At 69.0% G+C, this 17,352-nt stretch carries 13 protein-coding genes, 1 pseudogene and 1 riboswitch; all 14 genes and pseudogenes read left to right on the forward strand.

All coding sequences use genetic code 11. The annotated features are described in order from the left end of the window. Positions 1–6: 6 nt before the first annotated feature. The 14 genes and pseudogenes from PV762_RS17665 (at position 7) to PV762_RS17730 (ending at position 17,326) form a co-directional block, all read left to right on the forward strand. Positions 7–969 carry a ribose-phosphate pyrophosphokinase gene (locus tag PV762_RS17665; RefSeq protein WP_088408386.1) on the forward strand — a complete coding sequence of 321 codons (963 nt, stop codon included), beginning with the start codon at positions 7–9 and terminating at the stop codon, positions 967–969. A 117-nt stretch (positions 970–1,086) separates the two neighbouring features. After that, positions 1,087–1,707 (forward strand): 50S ribosomal protein L25/general stress protein Ctc, encoded by a 621-nt coding sequence (locus tag PV762_RS17670; protein WP_421036313.1) that lies wholly within the window; start codon positions 1,087–1,089, stop codon positions 1,705–1,707. A 172-nt stretch (positions 1,708–1,879) separates the two neighbouring features. Continuing rightward, entirely contained in the window at positions 1,880–2,617 is a 738-nt protein-coding gene (gene pth, locus PV762_RS17675; protein ID WP_421036315.1) for an aminoacyl-tRNA hydrolase, read from the forward strand. A gap of 1 nt (position 2,618) precedes the next feature. Then, on the forward strand, positions 2,619–3,128 hold the full coding sequence (locus PV762_RS17680) for a hypothetical protein (RefSeq protein WP_421036316.1): 510 nt from the start codon (positions 2,619–2,621) through the stop codon (positions 3,126–3,128). Next, positions 3,124–3,393, forward strand: a riboswitch (cobalamin riboswitch). It overlaps the preceding gene by 5 nt. Positions 3,394–3,523: 130 nt before the next feature. Then, positions 3,524–5,473, forward strand: coding sequence for a TonB-dependent receptor domain-containing protein (locus tag PV762_RS17685; RefSeq protein ID WP_421036317.1), 1,950 nt, complete (start codon positions 3,524–3,526; stop codon positions 5,471–5,473). A gap of 30 nt (positions 5,474–5,503) precedes the next feature. Beyond that, the gene (gene cobU / locus PV762_RS17690) at positions 5,504–6,076 is read left to right on the forward strand and encodes a bifunctional adenosylcobinamide kinase/adenosylcobinamide-phosphate guanylyltransferase (protein WP_421036318.1); all 573 of its coding nucleotides are present in this window, start codon (positions 5,504–5,506) and stop codon (positions 6,074–6,076) included. Beyond that, positions 6,073–7,023 (forward strand): ABC transporter substrate-binding protein, encoded by a 951-nt coding sequence (locus tag PV762_RS17695; protein WP_421036319.1) that lies wholly within the window; start codon positions 6,073–6,075, stop codon positions 7,021–7,023. The genes cobU and PV762_RS17695 overlap by 4 nt, the downstream gene beginning before the upstream one ends. Beyond that, positions 7,023–8,045, forward strand: a complete 1,023-nt coding sequence (locus tag PV762_RS17700; protein WP_421036320.1) for a FecCD family ABC transporter permease — start codon at positions 7,023–7,025, stop codon at positions 8,043–8,045. Before PV762_RS17695 ends, PV762_RS17700 begins: the two co-directional genes overlap by 1 nt. Further along, positions 8,042–8,830, forward strand: coding sequence for an ABC transporter ATP-binding protein (locus PV762_RS17705; RefSeq protein ID WP_421036321.1), 789 nt, complete (start codon positions 8,042–8,044; stop codon positions 8,828–8,830). Before PV762_RS17700 ends, PV762_RS17705 begins: the two co-directional genes overlap by 4 nt. Positions 8,831–8,885: 55 nt before the next feature. After that, positions 8,886–10,280: a cobyrinate a,c-diamide synthase gene (locus PV762_RS17710; protein WP_421036322.1), complete on the forward strand. Its 1,395-nt coding sequence runs from the start codon at positions 8,886–8,888 to the stop codon at positions 10,278–10,280. Positions 10,281–10,291: 11 nt separating this feature from the next. Then, on the forward strand, positions 10,292–10,753 hold the full coding sequence (locus PV762_RS17715; RefSeq protein ID WP_421036323.1) for a hypothetical protein: 462 nt from the start codon (positions 10,292–10,294) through the stop codon (positions 10,751–10,753). Positions 10,754–10,800: 47 nt separating this feature from the next. Continuing rightward, positions 10,801–11,082, forward strand: coding sequence for a DUF2149 domain-containing protein (locus tag PV762_RS17720; RefSeq protein ID WP_421036324.1), 282 nt, complete (start codon positions 10,801–10,803; stop codon positions 11,080–11,082). Further along, positions 11,079–15,209, forward strand: a pseudogene (gene cobN, locus PV762_RS17725) (cobaltochelatase subunit CobN). Before PV762_RS17720 ends, cobN begins: the two are co-directional and overlap by 4 nt. Beyond that, complete coding sequence (locus PV762_RS17730) at positions 15,206–17,326, forward strand: TonB-dependent receptor (protein WP_421036325.1); 2,121 nt, start codon at positions 15,206–15,208, stop codon at positions 17,324–17,326. The pseudogene cobN and the gene PV762_RS17730 overlap by 4 nt, the downstream one beginning before the upstream one ends. Positions 17,327–17,352: the final 26 nt, after the last annotated feature.

Here is a 17,352-nt window from a genome sequence, read left to right on the forward strand (position 1 = left end):
CCCGCTGTGCTGCTCAATACCGTCCTCTTCACGGGTAACGCAAACCCGACCCTCTCCAAAGAAATCGCCACGCACCTGGGCCTCGAGCTCGGCAAGGCCGTGGTCGGTCGTTTTTCCGACGGTGAGGTGGCTGTAGAGATCCAGCAGAACGTCCGCGCCCGCGACGTGTTCATCGTCCAGCCCACCTGCGCGCCGACGAACGAGAACCTGATGGAACTGCTGATCATGGTCGATGCGATGAAGCGCGCCAGCGCGCGCCGCATCACCGCCGTGATCCCCTACTTCGGTTATGCGCGCCAGGATCGCCGTCCGCGTTCGACGCGCGTGCCGATCTCGGCCAAGGTCGTGGCCAACCTGCTGGAGACCGTCGGCGTCGAGCGCGTCCTGACGATGGACCTGCACGCGGACCAGATCCAGGGCTTCTTCGACATCCCGGTCGACAACATCTACGCCTCCCCGGTGCTGCTGTCGGACCTGAAGGCCCGCAACTACAGCGACCTGGTCGTGGTCAGCCCCGACGTCGGCGGCGTCGTGCGCGCCCGCGCGCTGGCCAAGCAGCTCGGTTGCGACCTGGCGATCATCGACAAGCGCCGTCCGTCGGCCAACGTCTCCGAAGTCATGCACGTCATCGGCGAGATCGACGGCCGCAACTGCGTGATCATGGACGACATGATCGACACGGCCGGCACGCTGGTGAAGGCGGCGGAAGTGCTGAAGGAACGCGGCGCCAGAAGCGTCTTCGCCTACTGCACCCACCCCATCCTGTCGGGCCCGGCGATCGAGCGCATCGCCGGTTCCATGCTGGACGAGGTCGTCATCACCAACACGATCCCGCTGTCGGAAACCGCCAAGGCCTGCGGCAAGATCCGCCAGCTGTCGGTCGCCTTCCTGTTCGCCGAGACCATCCGCCGCATTTCGGACGGTGAGTCGGTGACCTCCCTCTTCAGCGAGCAGAACAACAACTTCTGATCGCTTCCTGTACCGGCCGCTGTTCGCGAGGACAGCGGCCGTTTCGCGAAGGTACCTGGTCGCGGGGCCTTCACCCGGAGCGTCAATCCTGGCGCTCCGTCCATCTTGGAGATTGATATGAAATTCGTCGCTTTTGAGCGCAAGCTGCAGGGGACCGGAGCGAGCCGCCGCCTGCGTCACGCTGGCAAGGTTCCTGGCATCGTCTACGGTGCCGGCGAGCCGGCCGTCATCGAGGTCGATCACAACGCCCTGTACCACGCCATGAAGAAGGAAGCTTTCCACAGCTCCATCCTCGACATGGAAGTGGAAGGCAAGACCACGCAAGTGCTGCTGCGTGACTTCCAGATGCACCCGTACAAGCAGCAAGTGCTGCACGTGGACTTCCAGCGCGTCGACGCCACGACCCGCATCACCAAGAAGGTGCCGCTGCACTTCGTCGGTGAAGCCGAGTCGCCGGCCGTCAAGACCGACAAGGGCACCGTGAACCACGTGCTGACCCAGCTGGAAATCTCCTGCCTGGCGCAACAGCTGCCCGAGTTCATCGAAGTCGACCTGAGCGGTCTGACGATGGGTCACTCGATCCACGTGAACGACCTGAAGCTGGCCGATCACATCAAGATCGTCACGCACGGCAAGCCGAACCCGGTCGTCGCCACCCCGGTCCCGGCCGCGGCGGAAGAAGTCATCGTCGTGGCCGCCGCTCCGGCCGCCGACGACAAGAAAAAGAAGAAGAAGTAATTTCTTCCTCTCCGGACGTGCGCCTGACGAGGCGCGTGTCCGCAGTGTGGAATGCCCCCTTCCGGGGTGGCATCCCCCTGGAAGGATGCCCCGCTTGCGGGGCAATCCCTCTGAAGAAGGCCCCGCTCGCGGGGCCTTCTGCTTTTGCGCTCGACACTGATAATCGCGCTCCATGATTCGTCTCTTTGTCGGCCTGGGCAATCCCGGCCCTGAATACGAGGACACCCGGCACAACGCGGGTTTCTGGTGGATAGACGCGCTGGCGCGCGGTCTGAAGGCCTCGCCGCAGCTGGACACGAAGTACTCGGGCCTAGTGGCCCGCGTCAACGACGCGCCGGGCGCACCGGGTCCGATCTGGCTGCTGCAGCCGATGACCTACATGAACCTCTCCGGCAAGTCGGTGGCGGCGCTCGCGCGCTTCTTCAAGATCGCGCCGGAGGAGATCCTCGCGATCCACGACGAGCTCGAGATCGCCCCCGGCGAATTCAAGCTCAAGCAGGGCGGCGGCAACGCCGGCCACAACGGACTGAAGGACATGCAGGCCCAGCTCGGCAGCGGCAACTTCTGGCGTCTGCGCCTGGGCATCGGCCATCCGGGCCACCGGGACGAGGTCGCCGGCTACGTGCTGCGCAAGCCGCCTCTTGCGGAGCGCCAGGCGGTCGAGGACAGCATCGGCAAGTCGCTCGAGGCCTTCAAGCTGATGACCGGCGGCGACATGGCCAAGGCCGTGGCCCTGCTGCATGCCAAGCCGCCGCGGCCCAAGCCTCCCAGACCGTCCAATCTGCCGCCGAAACCCGGTGCCGACGGCGCCGCGCCGACCGCTGGCGCCCCAGTTGCCGGCACGGCAACACCTGCCCCCGCAAGTTCCGCTTCCATTCCCCCTGCCCCACCCCCGACCTCCGGAGACTGACATGTCCGCGCGCGCCGCACTGATGCTGATGACTGCTGTTCTGGTCCTCATGTCTGGCGCGGCGCACGCGCAGGACGTGCCGAAAGCGCCCCCGCAGCAGGAGAAGACTTTCGGCTTCTACCGTTGCGGCCCGGAGGGTCACGACTTGCGGGAGACGCCGTGTCCCGACGGCCAGGGTTGGCGCGCGGAACTGCCGAAGGACAAGGTCGATCCCAAGGAGACCGACGCCGCGCGCAAGCGCACGGTCGAGGAGACGCGCGAGCTCGCCGCGCGCGAGCGTGAGCGCGATCGCCAGGCGGCGAAGACGCCGCCCAAGGCCGCCGGCATCGACGGTCGCCTGCCTGGTCAGCGCGCGACGAAACCGGCCAAACCCGCGGATCCCAAGAAGCCCAAGCCCAAGGATCCGAAGAAGCCGCCGAAGAAGAAGCCCAAGGTGCCGAAGTCGCCGGACGGCGCGCTGCAGCCCAGGCCCACGACGGGTGGCGACACCACGGCGTCCGCACCTCGCTAGAATGCGCGCCGTTGGTGCTCGCGCGGACATTGCGTCCGTGCAGTTAAACGGGAATCAGGAAGCGGTCGCATCCCCGATGCGCGAACCAACCTGAGCTGTCCCCGCAACGGTAAGTGGCCGCCGGTCGCGCGCCCGGGATCCTGACGAAGGAACTCCGGGCGGCAGCCGGCACTGCCTGTCCCCATGTCCACTGGCGCGAGCGCGCTGGGAAGGACACAGGCAGCGGCCACCAGCCCGGATACCGGCCAACAGGTGGCGTCTCCTGCCGATCGCGACGCGTCCTCCGTGAGCTTCCAGCTGTCACGAGGACGATCCCGACGACGAGCCGGCGACGCCGTTTCTCAGAAGCCCTGCGGGTGAGCAGGCGTCTGAATTCCGTCGTTGGTCCGTCCCTCATGCTTCCGTTCGTTTCGCGCGCGCGCACTGGTGCCCGCTCGCTGCCCGTCTTCACCCCGTTGGCGCTCTCGTTGTCGACGCTCGTGGCGCTCTCGTCCTTCTCCCCGGTCGCGTACGCGCAATCCGCATCCCCCGCTTCGCCTTCCACCTCCCCCCCGGGCGCCCCCGCCAGCCGGCTCGACGACGTCACCGTGACCGGCACGCGCAGCCCGATGAAGCTGTCCGACGTCGCCGCCGACCTCACCGTCATCAACCGCGACACCATCGAGCGCCAGGGCTTCGGCAACATCGCCACCCTGCTGCGCAACGTCGCCGGACTGCAGATGACCAGCAACGGCGGTCCTGGCAACTCGACCTCGCTTTACCTGCGCGGCGCCGAGACGCGTCACACCGTGGTGCTGATCGACGGCGTGCGCGTGGACGGCCAGTCCACGGGCGGCGCGAGCTGGCAGAACCTGCCCGTCTCGCAGATCGAGCGCATCGAGGTGCTCAAGGGTCCCGCCAGTGCCTTGTACGGCTCCGACGCCATCGGCGGCGTGGTGCAGATCTTCACGCGCAAGGGCCAGGGCCGGCCGCAGATCGACCTCGGCCTGGGCGGCGGCAACCTGGGCCAGGTCAGGGCCGATGTCGGCGTCAACGGCGGCTCCAGCGCCTTCGATTACGCGGGCGCGCTCTCCATGGACCGCGGCACCGGCTTCAACGTCTACTCGCGCACGACGAACGCCAGCTACAACCCCGACCGCGACGGCTGGCGCAACTACAGCGGCAGCCTGCGCCTGGGCGGCCGCGTCGCCGACGGCCAGCGCCTGGAGTTCGTCGGCCTGAAGAGCCGCGGCGACGCCGGCTATGACGCCGGCAAGAACGCCGACGACCGCGGCATCACCGAGACCCTGGCGGCGCAGCTCAACCTGAAGTCGACGTGGTCCGACGCCCTGTCGACGCAGCTGTCGGCTGGCCAGTCCGAAGAGAACTACGAGACCAAGCCCAGTGCGCCCTACCTGACGAAGACGCGCATCCGCAACGCCTCGCTGCAGGGCTTCTACCGCTTCAACGAACGGCATCAGCTCAATGGCGTGCTGGAGCGTCGCGAGGATCGCCTGGTCAACACCGCGCTGGTCAGCGGCGGCGAAAGCACACGCAGCCAGAACGCCCTCGGCCTGAGCTACCTCGGCAACTTCGGCGCGCTCAGCGTGCAGGCCCACGGCCGGCATGACGACGACAGCGACTTCGGCGACGTCGACACCGGCAATCTGGCGGCCGGCTTCAAGCTCGGCGGCGGCTGGCGCGTCACAGCCTCCGCGGGCAGCGCCTTCCGCGCCCCCACGCTGTACCAGCGCGGCAGCGTCTACGGCCCCACCACCTCGCTGCCCGGCGTGCAGGAACTCCGCCCCGAGCGCGCGCACAACCGCGAGGCGGGACTCGCCTGGGCGCAAGGCGATCTCGACTTCGCCGTCACCACCTTCCACAACCGCGTCACCGACCTGATCGCCTTCGGCGCGGCGGGCACCTGTCCGTCCAAGACCGGCTGCTACGGCAACGTCGCGCGCGCCCTGCTCAAGGGCACCAGCCTGAAGGGCGGCGCGGCGCTGGGACCGGTGAACCTCAGCGCCACCGTCGACTTCCTCGACCCGACCGACGCCAACACCGGTCGCGTGCTCCAGCGTCGGGCCAAGCGTTTCGGCACCCTGCGTGCCGAGACCTCGCTGCAGGCCTGGACGCTGGGCGCGACCCTCGTCGGCTCGGGCAAGCGTTTCGACGACGCCGCCAACACGACGCGCCTGGGCGGCTATGGCCTGCTCAACGTGGACGCGCAGTACGCGTTCGCGAAGGCGTGGCGCGTGCAGCTCAACGTGGACAACGTCTTCGACCGTGCCTACCAGACGGCGAACTACTACAACCAGGCGCCGCGCACCTGGTTCGTGATGCTGCGCTACTCCCCGTCGCTGTAAGGTCGGACCTTCAGTCACACGGAGACCGGGATGTCCCTTCATCACCTCATCGTCGGCGGCCAGCGCAGCGGCAAGTCTCGCCACGCGGAGCGCCTCGCGCTGCGCTGGGCGCGGAAGCCGGGGCACCGGGTCACCGTCGTCGCGACCGCCGAGGCCCATGACGACGAGATGCGCGACCGCATCGCCCGTCACCAGGCCGACCGGCCCGAGGGGTTCGACACCGTCGAGGCGCCGCTGCGCCTGTGCGAGGCGCTCCGCGCGGCCTCCTCGCCCACGCGGCTCGTGGTCGTCGACTGCCTGACCCTGTGGCTGACGAACTGGCTGATGCCGATGGACGGCACGCCGCGGCTCGAAAACTGGCGCGGCGAATGCGCCGACCTCCAGCGTCTCCTGCCGCAGTTGGCCTCGCCGGTCGTCTTCGTTTCCAACGAGGTCGGTTGGGGCGTCATGCCGATGGGGCGCGAGGTGCGCGCGTATGTGGACGAACTTGGATGGCTCAACCAGCTCGTCGCGCGGCAATGCGGCGAGTTGACCCTGATGGTGGCGGGGCAACCGTGGACACGGCCGGTCGAGACGCTGGACGACGAGGAGAACAACGGATGAGGTCGATGAAACGCCGGATGCAGGGTGCCATCAGGTTCGCGGTGGGCAGCGCGCTGCTGGGAGTGCTCGCGACGGCGTCCCTCGCCGCGCCCATCACGTTGAAGGACGACCGCGGCCACACGGTGACGCTCCCCGAAGTCCCGCGGCGCATCGTCAGCCTGCTGCCTTCGCTGACCGAGACCATCTGCGAGCTCGGCGACTGCGCCAAGGTGGTCGGCGTGGACCGCTTCTCCAACTTCCCGGCGAGCGTGCAGAAGCTGCCGCGCCTGGGGGGCCTCGACGACACCAGCATCGAGGCGCTGGTGGCGCTGAAGCCGGACGTCGTCGTGCTGGGCGTTTCCGCGCGCGTCATCGATCGCCTTGAAGGATTGGGGCTGAAGGTCGTCGCGCTCGAACCCAAGAGCATGAACGACGTCCAGCGCGTGCTGGGCAAGGTGGGGCAGATCCTCGGCAAGGAGGACGACGCGCGCCGCCTGTGGAACCGCATCGACGGCCACATCGCGCAGAGCGCCGCCACACTGCCGCCCGGCGCGCGCGGCCTGAGCGTCTATTACGAAGTCGACGCCGGCCCCTACGGCGCGGGCACCGCCTCCTTCATGGGCGAGATCCTGACACGGCTCGGCGCGAAGAACATCATCCCGTCCGAGCTCGGTCCCTTCCCCAAGCTCAACCCGGAATTCATCGTCCGTGCCGACCCGCAGGTCATCATGGTCGGCCAGCGCAACGCCGCCGGACTGCCGCAGCGCCCCGGCTGGCCCGCGATCCGCGCGGTCAAGCACCAGCGCCTGTGCGTCTGGATCCCGTCCGAGTCCGACGTCCTCGTACGACCCGGGCCTCGCATGTCCGAAGCGGCGGCGCTGATGGCGCGTTGCCTGCGCGAAGCGGCGGCCGGTCCCGTGCCGCTGCCCACAGTTCCCTTCAACGCGCCGCCGGGGGGCATGCGCTGATGCGCGCTTCTTCCCTGCGCTCCGCCAAGACCGCGGCGCAACTGACGGCGCTGCTGCTGCTCGGCGCCGTGCTGCTCGCCCTGGGGCTGGCCATCGGCAGCATGGGCTGGAGCCCGTGGACCGAAGGCGGCGACACCATGCGCATGATCCTCTGGGACATCCGCGCGCCGCGCTCCCTCGGTGCCTGGCTCGCCGGCGCGCTGCTCGCGCTGGCCGGCGCGATCGCGCAGGGCCTGTTCCGCAACCCGCTCGCCGATCCCTACCTGCTGGGCTGCTCGGCGGGCGCCTCGCTGGGCGTCGCGACCCTGCTCTTCGTCATGGGCGTCTCGCCCGCGGCCGCCGCCCTCGCGCTGCGCGTCGGCATGACCGGCGCGGCCTTCGCCGGCGCCATCGGCGCCGTCCTGCTCACCCTCGTGCTCGCGCGCGGCGTCACCCAGAGCCTGCGCCTGCTGCTCGCCGGCGTCGTCGTCGGCGTCGTGCTGGGCTCCGGCTCCGCGCTGCTCACGCTGATGAACCCCGACATCCTGCGGGCGATGCAGGCCTTCATGCTCGGCAGCACCGGCTACGTCGGCTGGAGCGCGGTGCAGGTCATGGTCGTCGCCATGGCCGCCTGCCTGCTCGTCGCACTCGGCTGCAGCCGCACCTTGGACGCGCTGACGCTGGGCGAGGACACGGCCCGCTCGCTCGGACAACGCCTCACGCTCATCCGGCTCGTGCTCATCGCCACGCTCTCGCTGGCCACCGGCGCAGCGGTCGCGCAGTGCGGGCTCATCGCCTTCGTCGGACTGGTCGCGCCCCACCTCGTGCGCAGCTGGGGACCCACCACGCACGGCGCGCTGCTGCTGCTCTCCGCGCTCACGGGCGGCGCCCTGCTGCTCGCCGCCGACATCGCCGCGCGCTGGGTCATCGCACCGCAGGAGCTGCCCGTCGGCATCATCACCGCGCTGCTCGGCGGCAGTTATCTGCTCTGGCTGATGCACCGGCGCAAGGCGCACTTCGGCGGCATGGGAGGCTCGCGATGAACGCGGACGCCGTCGATCTCGGGCACGTGCCGACTCTGCGCATCGACCTGAAGTCGCTGTCCCTGAGCCATCGGCCGGTGCTTCACGCGTTGACGCTCGCGGTGGCGCCACGTGCGTGGACCGCGATTGTCGGTCCGAACGGTGCGGGCAAATCCACGCTGCTGCGCGCGATCTCGGGATTGCTGCCCTTCGACGGCAGCTTGATCCTCGACGACAAGCCATGGACTGCATGGCCGGCGAAGCAACGTGCCCGGCAGATCGCGTGGCTCGGCCAGAACGAAGCGGCCTCCGAAGACCTCACCGCCTACGACATCACCATGCTCGGCCGTCTCCCGCATCAGCCGTGGCTGGCGCCGGCAAGCGCCGCCGATCACGAAGCGGTCGAGCACGCGATGCGACAGACGCAGAGCTGGGATTGGAAGGACCGCGCGTTGGGCAGCCTGTCCGGCGGCGAGCGGCAGCGCGTGCTGCTGGCGCGCGCGTTGGCGGTGCGTGCCGGCGTGCTCTTGATGGATGAGCCGCTCGCCCACCTGGATCCGCCGCATCAGAGCGACTGGGCCCGCATCGTGCGCGAGCGCGTCGCGTCGGGCGGCGCGGTCGTGAGCGTGCTGCATGAACTCAATGTCGCCTTGCAGGCCGACACGCTGGTCGTGATGGACGGCGGCCGCATCGTCCATGAGGGCTCGCCGCACGATCCGGCCACGCACGACGCGTTGCAGCGGGTCTTCCACAACCGCCTGCTCATCCTGAAGGTGCAAGGGCGCTGGATTGCGCTCAACGAATGAGCGCCACCGGCGCCACCGGCTCCATCACCCAACGCCTGATCCTCCTTCTCTCGCGATGACTGCCTGTCCTGCCTGTCTGATCAGCGCTCCGGCTTCCGGCCAGGGCAAGACGAGCGTGACCGCGGCGATTGCGCGTGCGGCGCGCCGGCGCGGGCTGCGCGTGCGCGTTTTCAAGACCGGTCCCGACTATCTGGATCCGATGGTGCTGGCGCGTGCGAGCGGCCATACCGTTTATCAGCTCGACCTGTTCATGGGTGGCGAGGCGCATTGCAGGGAACTGCTCGCCCGGGCGGCGGAGGGTGCCGACCTCATTCTTGTCGAGGGTGTCATGGGTCTTTTCGATGGCAAGCCCAGCAGTGCGGATCTGGCGGCGACCTTCGGGTTGCCGGTGATGGTGGTGCTGGATGCCGCTGCGATGGCGCAGACCTTTGCGGCGTTGGCGACGGGACTGGCGCGTTTCCGCGATGACATTCATGTGGCTGGCGTGATTGCCAACCGTGTGGGCAGCGATGTGCATGCGCGCATGGTCGGCGAGGGATTGCCGGAGGAATTGCCGTTGATTGCGGCGCTGAAACGTGATGCGGCGCTCTCATTGCCTGAGCGGCATCTGGGGTTGGTGCAGGCGTTGGAGCTTCCGGACATCGACAAGCAACTCGATGCGTGGGCGGATGTTTGGGAGGCCGGCGCGCGCGGTGACTTCTTCCAGAGTGGATCGGAGGCGGGAGGCCGGGGGCCCCTTTTCGTAACTCAAGGAGGGAATTTGCTTGCCGGTAGGCAAGCAAAGGAGGGAGATGGAGAAAAGGGGCCCCCGGCCGACCGGCTCTTGCTCGACCGCCCGCTGGAGGGAAAGCGCATTGCTGTTGCGAACGACGCGTGTTTCTCCTTCATCTACCCGGCGAATCTTGACCTGCTGCGTGAGCAGGGTGCGGAGGTGTGCGAGTTCAGTCCGATTGCGGGCGAGGACCTACCCGCCTGCGACGCGTTGTGGCTGCCTGGGGGTTATCCGGAGCTGCATGCTCAAGCGCTGCGGGAGCATCCGCGTTTCTTCGGTGCGTTGAAGGCGCATCTGGAGGTGGCGAAGCCGTTGCTCGCCGAGTGCGGCGGGATGCTGGTGCTGCTTGATGAGTTGAGCGATGTCGACGGCAACGTCCATGCGATGGCTGCCTTGATGCCGGGCCGTGCGGCGATGCAGAAGCGGATGGCGGCGCTTGGCTTGCAGAGCGTGGCCTGGCCGGAGGGCGAGTTGCGCGGGCACACCTTCCATTACTCCGCGATGGAGACGCCGCTGTCCCCCATTGCCACCGCGACCAACCCCAACGCCGGCCGTGCCGCCGAGCGTTTGTACGACTTCGGCTCGCTGCGCGCGAGCTACGTCCACCACTACTTCCCGTCGAACCCGGGCGCCGTCGCCGCGTTCTTCGGCGGCGCCGATTCTTCTTCCCAGCACTGAGCCCAACGACCATGTTCCTCGAATCCGGATTCGCCCACATCGCGCAGGCCCTGTTGTGGCCGGTGCTGATCCTTGTTGCTCTCGGCTTCGTCTACGCGTTGTGGACGGCCGGCGCCACGGTGATGGAGGCCGTGCAGCGGCGCCGGCCGGGTTATCGCCAGTTGAAGGTGCATGCGACCAGCAACCTGGAGACGCTGGAGCTGCAGATTGTGCGCAGCCTGGAAGCGCCGCGTCTGCTGGGTCGCGTTGCGCCGCTGCTGGGCCTGATCGCCACGATGGTGCCGCTCGGCCCGGCGCTGCAGAGCGTCGCCGCCGGTCAGGGCCAGGCGGCGCTGGCGGTGTTCAGTTCGGCGTTCTCCGGCGTCGTGCTCGCGCTGGCTGCGGCGGCGATCGCGCTGGTCGTGTATTCGATCCGTCGTCGCTGGCTGCTGGCCGAGCTGCTCGCCATCAAGACCGAACAGGGCTGGGCATGAGCGCCGGCCGTCGCATTTCCATCCTCGCCGAAGAGGATGATGATCCGATGCTGTCCGCCGTGAACCTGGTGGACGTGTTCCTCGTGCTCGTCGTGGCGCTGCTCACCGCGGTCGCGCTGCAGCAGCAGTCGCATGCGGACGAGACGGTGATCCGCAATCCGGGCCAGCCCGGGATGGAGATCATCGTGCGCAAGGACGGCCAGGAGATCAAGTATCGCGGCAACGGCGGCAACGCCGAAGGCCAGGGTGAGCGTGCCGGCGTCGCGTACAAGATGAAGGACGGCTCCATCATCTACGTGCCTGAAGCCGGGGAAGCGCCCAAGCCATGAGGATCGTGTCCTTGCTGGCCCGCGGCTTCGCGGTCGCGGTCCTGGGGCTGTGCGCGTTCACGCCTTTTCGGGCGAGCGCCGCGGGCATCGCGCACACTGCGAAGGCGGCCGGCGTCTCCTCGCGCGTGCTGTTCCTCAGCGTCGACATCACGCCCGCCGCCAAGCATGCGCTGCTGGAGCGCGAGGGCAAGGCCCTCGGCTTCGACGTGAAGCAGATCGAGTATCCGCTGCGCGGTGCGCCGGTCGACAGGGATCCGGCGCTCGACCGCGCGTTGCGTGACGCGGACCTCGTCTGGATCGACGTCCCGCACCCGACGGCGGAAGCGCGGCTGCATCAGATCGTCGATGCCGCGCTGCAACGCACCGCCCTGCCCGCCCAGCGCGTGCTGTGGATTCCCGCCGGCGAGCCCGCGGCGAGTGATCGCAGCCTGCGCGGCTATCTGCAGGCCGGCGGTCCCGTGAACACGCGCGCGGCGTTCGCCGTCGCACGAGCGCAGCTCGATGGCAAGTCGGCGCCCGATCTCGGTCCGCCGCAGTTGATCCCGCAGCGCGGCATCCACTACCCCGGCGCGCCCAAGCTCTTCGTCGACGCGGCGGAGTTCCGCGCCTGGGCCGCGCAGCAGGGACTGCGCGGCGAACCCGTCGCCATCCTGCTGCACCGCTACCACTTCGTCCAAGGCAACACCGCGTGGCTGGACCGCTGGCTCGCGATGTTCCGCCAGCAGGGGCTGCTCGCCTACGCCGCGTTCAGCGGCCAGCTCAGCGACAAGCCGCTGTCGGAACTGCTCGAACGCGATGCTCAGGTGCAGGCCCGCGTGATCGTCAACCACAGCCTGCTGCCGCAAGGCGCGACCCTGCAGCCGACCTTCGAGCGCTGGGGCGTCCCCGTACTGCAGACGCAGCCCTACCGGCAGGATGAAGCGTCCGTGTGGGAAGGCAGCGAGACCGGCCTCGCACAGGCCGACATTCCGTTCTACTTCGCGCAGCCGGAAGCGGCCGGGCTCATCGATCCGGTCGTCGTCGTCGCGCATCCGAAGCGCGGCGAGCCCGAGCTCATCGAGCGCCAGGCCGCCAGCGTCGCCGGCAAGGCCGCGCGCTGGGTCGCGCTCCAGACCAAGGCAAACGCCGACAAGCGACTGGTCGCCTTCGTCTACAACTATCCGCCCGGCGGCAGCAACTTCGGCGCGTCCTTCCTCAACGTGCCGCGCAGCCTTGCGCGCGTGAGCACCGGACTGAAGGATGCAGGCTACGGCGTCACGCCGATCGCAGAAGCCGACTGGATCTCCGGCCTGAAGCCGATGTTGTCCGCGTATTACCCGGGCACCGACCTGCAGGCGCTGCTCGATGCCGACGAGGCCGAGGCACTCCCGCTTGCACGCTACACCGCGTGGTTCGACGCGCTGCCCAGGGCCGTGCGCGATCCCATCGTCGCCCGCTGGGGGTCGCCCGCCAGCAGCCGCTATGTGCTGCGCGTGCGCGGCGAGCCGGTCTTCGTCATTCCGCGCCTCAAGCGGGGCGCGCTCACCGTGCTGCCGCAGCCGCCGCGCGAAGAGACGCTGCGCAACGGGCAGGACCCGTTCATGCATCGCAGCAAGACCCCGCTGTCGCATCATTACCTCGCCACCTACCTGTGGGCGCGGCAGGCCGACGCCATCATCCACTTCGGCACGCACGGCACGCAAGAGTGGGCGCCGGGCAAGCTCCGCGGGCCCGACGTGATGGACCCCGTGTGACTGCCGCTCGGCGACACGCCGGTGATCTATCCCTACATCGTCGACAACCTCGGCGAGGCGCTCACCGCCAAGCGACGCGGCCGCGCGCTGATGGTGAGCCATCGCACGCCGAGCTTCGCGCCGGCCGGATTCAACGCGCAGATGGCCCACATGCACGAGCTGATGCATGAGTGGGAGACCGTCGATCCGGGGCCGACCCGGCAGGGGATGGAGCGGCAGATGGTCCAGCAGTTCGTCGAGCACAACCTGCATCGCGACCTGGGGTGGAGCGCCGAGCAGATCGCCGCGAACTTCAGCGGGTATCTGGAGCTGCTGCATCCCTATCTCGACCGGCTGGCGCAGAGCTCGCAGCCCAAGGGGCTGGCGGTGTTCGGCGTCGTTCCGGACGAGGAGCAGCGCCGCGGATCCCTCCTGCAGCTGCTGCGCGTGCCGCTGATCGAGGCGCTCGGCGAGGACATCGACGAAGCTTTCCTCATCAATCATGAAGGCGTCGCGAAGGCTAGACCGGCACGCTGGCTCGATGTCGCGCTGAAGGATCCCGAGGCCGCGAGCAAGCTCGATCTGCGCCCCTCGTCCGACATCGAGGCCTTCGTCCCCAACCGCGCCGCCCGCAAGCCGATCGACCAGGCCGCGCTGTACCAGCTCGCGCTGCGCGCACAGGAGATGTCGACGCGGCTCTCCACCGAGGGAGAGATGCCCGGGCTGCTGCGTGCGCTCGATGGGCGCTTCATTCCGGCGGCGTACGGCGGCGATCTGCTGCGCAATCCGGAGAGCCTGCCGACGGGGCGCAACCTCACGGGCCTCGACCCCAACCGGCTTCCGACGAAGCAGGCCTTCGAGGCCGCGCAGGCGCTGTTCAAGCGCTGGTACGAGGAGCAGGCCCAAGCCGGTACCGCGCCGCAGCGGCTCGCGCTGTCGCTGTGGGCCGGCGAGACGCTGCGCCATCAAGGGATCATGGAAGCTCAGGCGCTGGTGGCGCTCGGCGCCACGCCGGTGTGGGACACGACCGGGCGGCCGACGTCGATCAAGCTGCTGAGTCCGAAGGAACTCGGCCGTCCGCGCGTGGACGTACTGTTGTCGATCACCGGCTCCTATCGCGACCAGTTTCCGGCGCTGATGAAGCTGATCGATCAGGCCGTCGCTGCGGCCGGCGAGGCCGAGTCCGACAACGCCATCGCCAGCAACAACCGCGCGATCGCGGGCGAGCTCCGCAAGGCCGGGCTGAAGCCCGCGCAGGCGCAAGCACTGGCGCAGGCCCGCGTGTTCGGCAATCCGGCCGGCGACTACGGCACCGGCATCGCCGATGCGGTCCAGGACAACGGCCTGAAAGGCAAGGACGGGCAGACCGATCCGCGCCTGGGCCAGCTCTTCCTGTCGACGATGAGCCAGCCCTACGTCGACGGCGAACCGCTCAGCGTGCCGACCGCGCAGGCGCAGCAGGCGCTCGGCGCGCACCTGCGCCACACCGACGCTGCGCTGATGTCGCGCAGCAGCCATCTCTACGCGATGGTCAGCAGCGACGACCCGTTCCAGTACCTCGGCGGCTTGGCCGCGGCGGCGAAGGTCGCGGGCAGCACGAAGAGCATCGCCCTGCACGTGAGCCAGTTGCAGGACGCCACCGAGCAGCACACCGAGACCGCCGCGCAGGCCATCGCGCTGGAGATGCAGGGCCGCTACCTGCACCCCGGCTGGCTGAAGGCGCAGCAGGCGGAAGGCTGGTCCGGCGCGCTGCAGGTGCTCAAGGCGGTGCAGTACAGCTTCGGCTGGCAGAGCATCGCGCCGGGCACCGTGCGCGCAGACCATTGGCAGAGCTTCTACGACGTGCTGGTCAAGGACAAGCACAAGCTGGGCGTGCCGGACTGGCTCAAGCAGAACCCGCAGGCCTATGCGCAGGCGCTGGAGCGCATGGTGCAGGCCGAACGCATGGGCTACTGGAAGCCGGATGCGCAGACGAAGCAGGAGATCGCCTCGCTGTACCGCGATCTGACGACGGCGGCGCCGTTGAACAACGAACTGGCCGCGGTGCGTCGGTGGACGGCGGACCAGTTGCCGCAGGACGTGCCGGCCGTTCAACCAACGGCGCCTGCCGCGCCCCCCGTCGCGAAGACCGCGAAGCCGCCTGAAAAGCGCGCGACGCCCGCCGTTCCGCCGGTGCCGACCGTGCGCGGGCTCGCGCTGCAGCGCGTGCCGGAGCCGCGGAAGCCGACGCCCGCCGCGCCCGCCGCGCAGCGGCTTGAACAGGCGCTCGCCTGGATCGCGATGGCGCTGCTGATGTGGGGCGGCGCGATGTGGCAATCGCGTCGATCGAACGCCTCGCGCTCTGCCGACGACCCGCGCGATGGTTCGGCTCTCTTTCAGAACGACAACAACTGGATCCCTCAGGGAAGCGCATGAACTGGAACAACAAGATCACCGCGGTCGCCAGTGCGATCGCTCTGCTCGCAGGCGTTGCGCAGGCGCAGGGCGCAGCGACGTCCGATGCCGCCGAGCCCGCAGCATCGCGCACGCTCGACACCGTCCGCATCAGCAGCCGCGCGCAGCTGGGCGAGGCGGAGAGCGCCTCCGAGGGCGAGCTCGGCGTCGAGCGCCTTGCGCTGCGCCCGCTGCTGCGTCCGGCCGAGCTGCTGGAAGCGATGCCCGGCATGACCGTCACGCAGCACAGCGGCGACGGCAAGGCCAACCAGTATTTCCTCCGCGGCTACAACCTCGACCACGGCAGCGACTTCGCGACCTTCGTGCTGGGCATGCCGGTGAACATGGCCAGCCATGCGCACGGCCAGGGCTACATGGATCTGAACTTCCTGATCCCGGAACTGGTCGACAGCCTGCGCTACCGCAAAGGCGCGTTCAACGCGGAGGACGGCGACTTCGCGACGACCGGCGCTTCGCGCATCGGCTACATGAGCGACATCGACCGCCCCTTCGCGCAGGTCACGGCGGGACCGTACGGCTATCGGCGCGCGCTGGCGGCGGGCAGCACGAAGGTCGGCGGCGGCTGGTCGATGCTGGGCGCGGTCGAGGGCAGCGTCTATGACGGTCCGTGGGATCAGGCCGAGGATCTGCATCGCCGCAACGCGGTGCTGCGTCTGACGCGCGGCGACGAACGCAACGGCGCGCACGTCGACCTGCTGAGCTACAGCGCCGCGTGGCGCGCCAGCGAGCACGTGCCCGAGCGCGCCATGGCCAGCGGCGAGATCGGCCGCTACGGCACGTTGATCGCCAACGACGGCGGGCGCACGCATCGCCACAGCCTGAGCGGCGGCTTCGCCTACAACCAGGGCAGCGGGCAGTGGACGGCCGATGCGTGGGTGGTGGACTACGCGTTGAACCTGTTCTCCGCGCCGTCGGGGTTCATCAACGGTCCCGATGGGGACCAGCATGAGCAGGCCGATCACCGCAAGCTGTGGGGCGGTTCGCTGAAGCATCAACTGCCGGCCGCCTGGCTGCCGGCGAATCAGCAGGTGACCTGGGGCCTGCAGTGGCGGCACGACAAGATCGGCACGCTGGGGCTGTACGACACCGTCGACCGCGTGCGCACGCACACCGTGCGCGAGGACCGCGTCAGCCAGGACAGCGTCGGCGGCTTCGTCGAGCTCGGCAGCCGGTGGACGGACTGGCTGCGCAGCACCGTCGGCGCGCGCTGGGACACGATGCGGGCCACCGTCACGCCGACGGACGGCGAGTTCAACATGGACAACGGCGGCAAGGCGAGCCAGTCGCAGTTCAGCCCGAAGCTGGGGCTGATCGCACGCGTCGCGGCGGACACCGAGGTCTACCTGCACTGGGCACGGGCGTTCCGCTCGAACGATGCGCGCGGCGCGACGTCGACGATGAATCCCGCCGACGGCAGCGAGGTGGACCGTCTGCCGCTGCTGGCGCGAACGAAGAGTACCGAGCTGGGTGCGCGCACCAGGCCCGTAAGGGGATGGACCACCAGCCTGGCGTTGTGGCAGGCCAACCTGGCGTCGGAGCTGGTGTTCGTCGGCGACGAGGGCGTGACCGAGGCGCGCGGCGCGTCCAAGCGTCTGGGGCTGGAATGGTCCAACGACGTGCAGGTCGGCCGCGACTGGCTGATCGATGCGGACGTGGCGTGGTCCAGGGCGCGGTTCGTCGAGGCGACGGACACTGAGTTCGGCAGCGGCAGACGCGTCCCCAACGCAGTGCCGTGGTCGGCGTCGATGTCGGCCAACTGGGCACCGCCGGGGCCGTGGTCGAGCGGGTTCAAGCTGCGCTACCTCGGCGCGTATGCGCTGGAGGAGACCGGCACGCAGAAGTCCAAGGCGGTGTTCACCGCCAACTGGCGTCTGGGTTATCAGCTCAGCGACCGCTGGCAGCTCGGGCTGGATGTGCTGAACCTCTTCGACACCAAGGCCAACGACATCGAGTACTGGGGCGCCGCCTGCACGCGCGCTGAAGGCGCGGGCTGCAACAACGGCGACGGCATCAACGGACGGCTCGTGCATCCGATGGAGCCGCGCACCTTCCGGCTCAGCCTGCGCGCGCGGATCTGAAGAGGCTTCCGTACGGCCACCGCCGC

Source organism: Mitsuaria sp. CC2, from assembly GCF_048957715.1.
GTDB lineage: Bacteria > Pseudomonadota > Gammaproteobacteria > Burkholderiales > Burkholderiaceae_C > Roseateles.

Bases quoted from the DNA above. Each gene is read 5' to 3' on its own strand.
- cobU (WP_421036318.1), top strand. From the start codon at position 5,504: ATGTCCCTTCATCACCTCATCGTCGGCGGCCAGCGCAGCGGCAAGTCT.
- PV762_RS17685 (WP_421036317.1), top strand. From the start codon at position 3,524: ATGCTTCCGTTCGTTTCGCGCGCGCGCACTGGTGCCCGCTCGCTGCCC.
- PV762_RS17670 (WP_421036313.1), top strand. From the start codon at position 1,087: ATGAAATTCGTCGCTTTTGAGCGCAAGCTGCAGGGGACCGGAGCGAGC.
- PV762_RS17710 (WP_421036322.1), top strand. From the start codon at position 8,886: ATGACTGCCTGTCCTGCCTGTCTGATCAGCGCTCCGGCTTCCGGCCAG.
- PV762_RS17730 (WP_421036325.1), top strand. From the start codon at position 15,206: ATGAACTGGAACAACAAGATCACCGCGGTCGCCAGTGCGATCGCTCTG.
- PV762_RS17695 (WP_421036319.1), top strand. From the start codon at position 6,073: ATGAGGTCGATGAAACGCCGGATGCAGGGTGCCATCAGGTTCGCGGTG.
- PV762_RS17715 (WP_421036323.1), top strand. From the start codon at position 10,292: ATGTTCCTCGAATCCGGATTCGCCCACATCGCGCAGGCCCTGTTGTGG.
- PV762_RS17720 (WP_421036324.1), top strand. From the start codon at position 10,801: ATGCTGTCCGCCGTGAACCTGGTGGACGTGTTCCTCGTGCTCGTCGTG.
- PV762_RS17700 (WP_421036320.1), top strand. From the start codon at position 7,023: ATGCGCGCTTCTTCCCTGCGCTCCGCCAAGACCGCGGCGCAACTGACG.
- PV762_RS17680 (WP_421036316.1), top strand. From the start codon at position 2,619: ATGTCCGCGCGCGCCGCACTGATGCTGATGACTGCTGTTCTGGTCCTC.
- pth (WP_421036315.1), top strand. From the start codon at position 1,880: ATGATTCGTCTCTTTGTCGGCCTGGGCAATCCCGGCCCTGAATACGAG.
- PV762_RS17705 (WP_421036321.1), top strand. From the start codon at position 8,042: ATGAACGCGGACGCCGTCGATCTCGGGCACGTGCCGACTCTGCGCATC.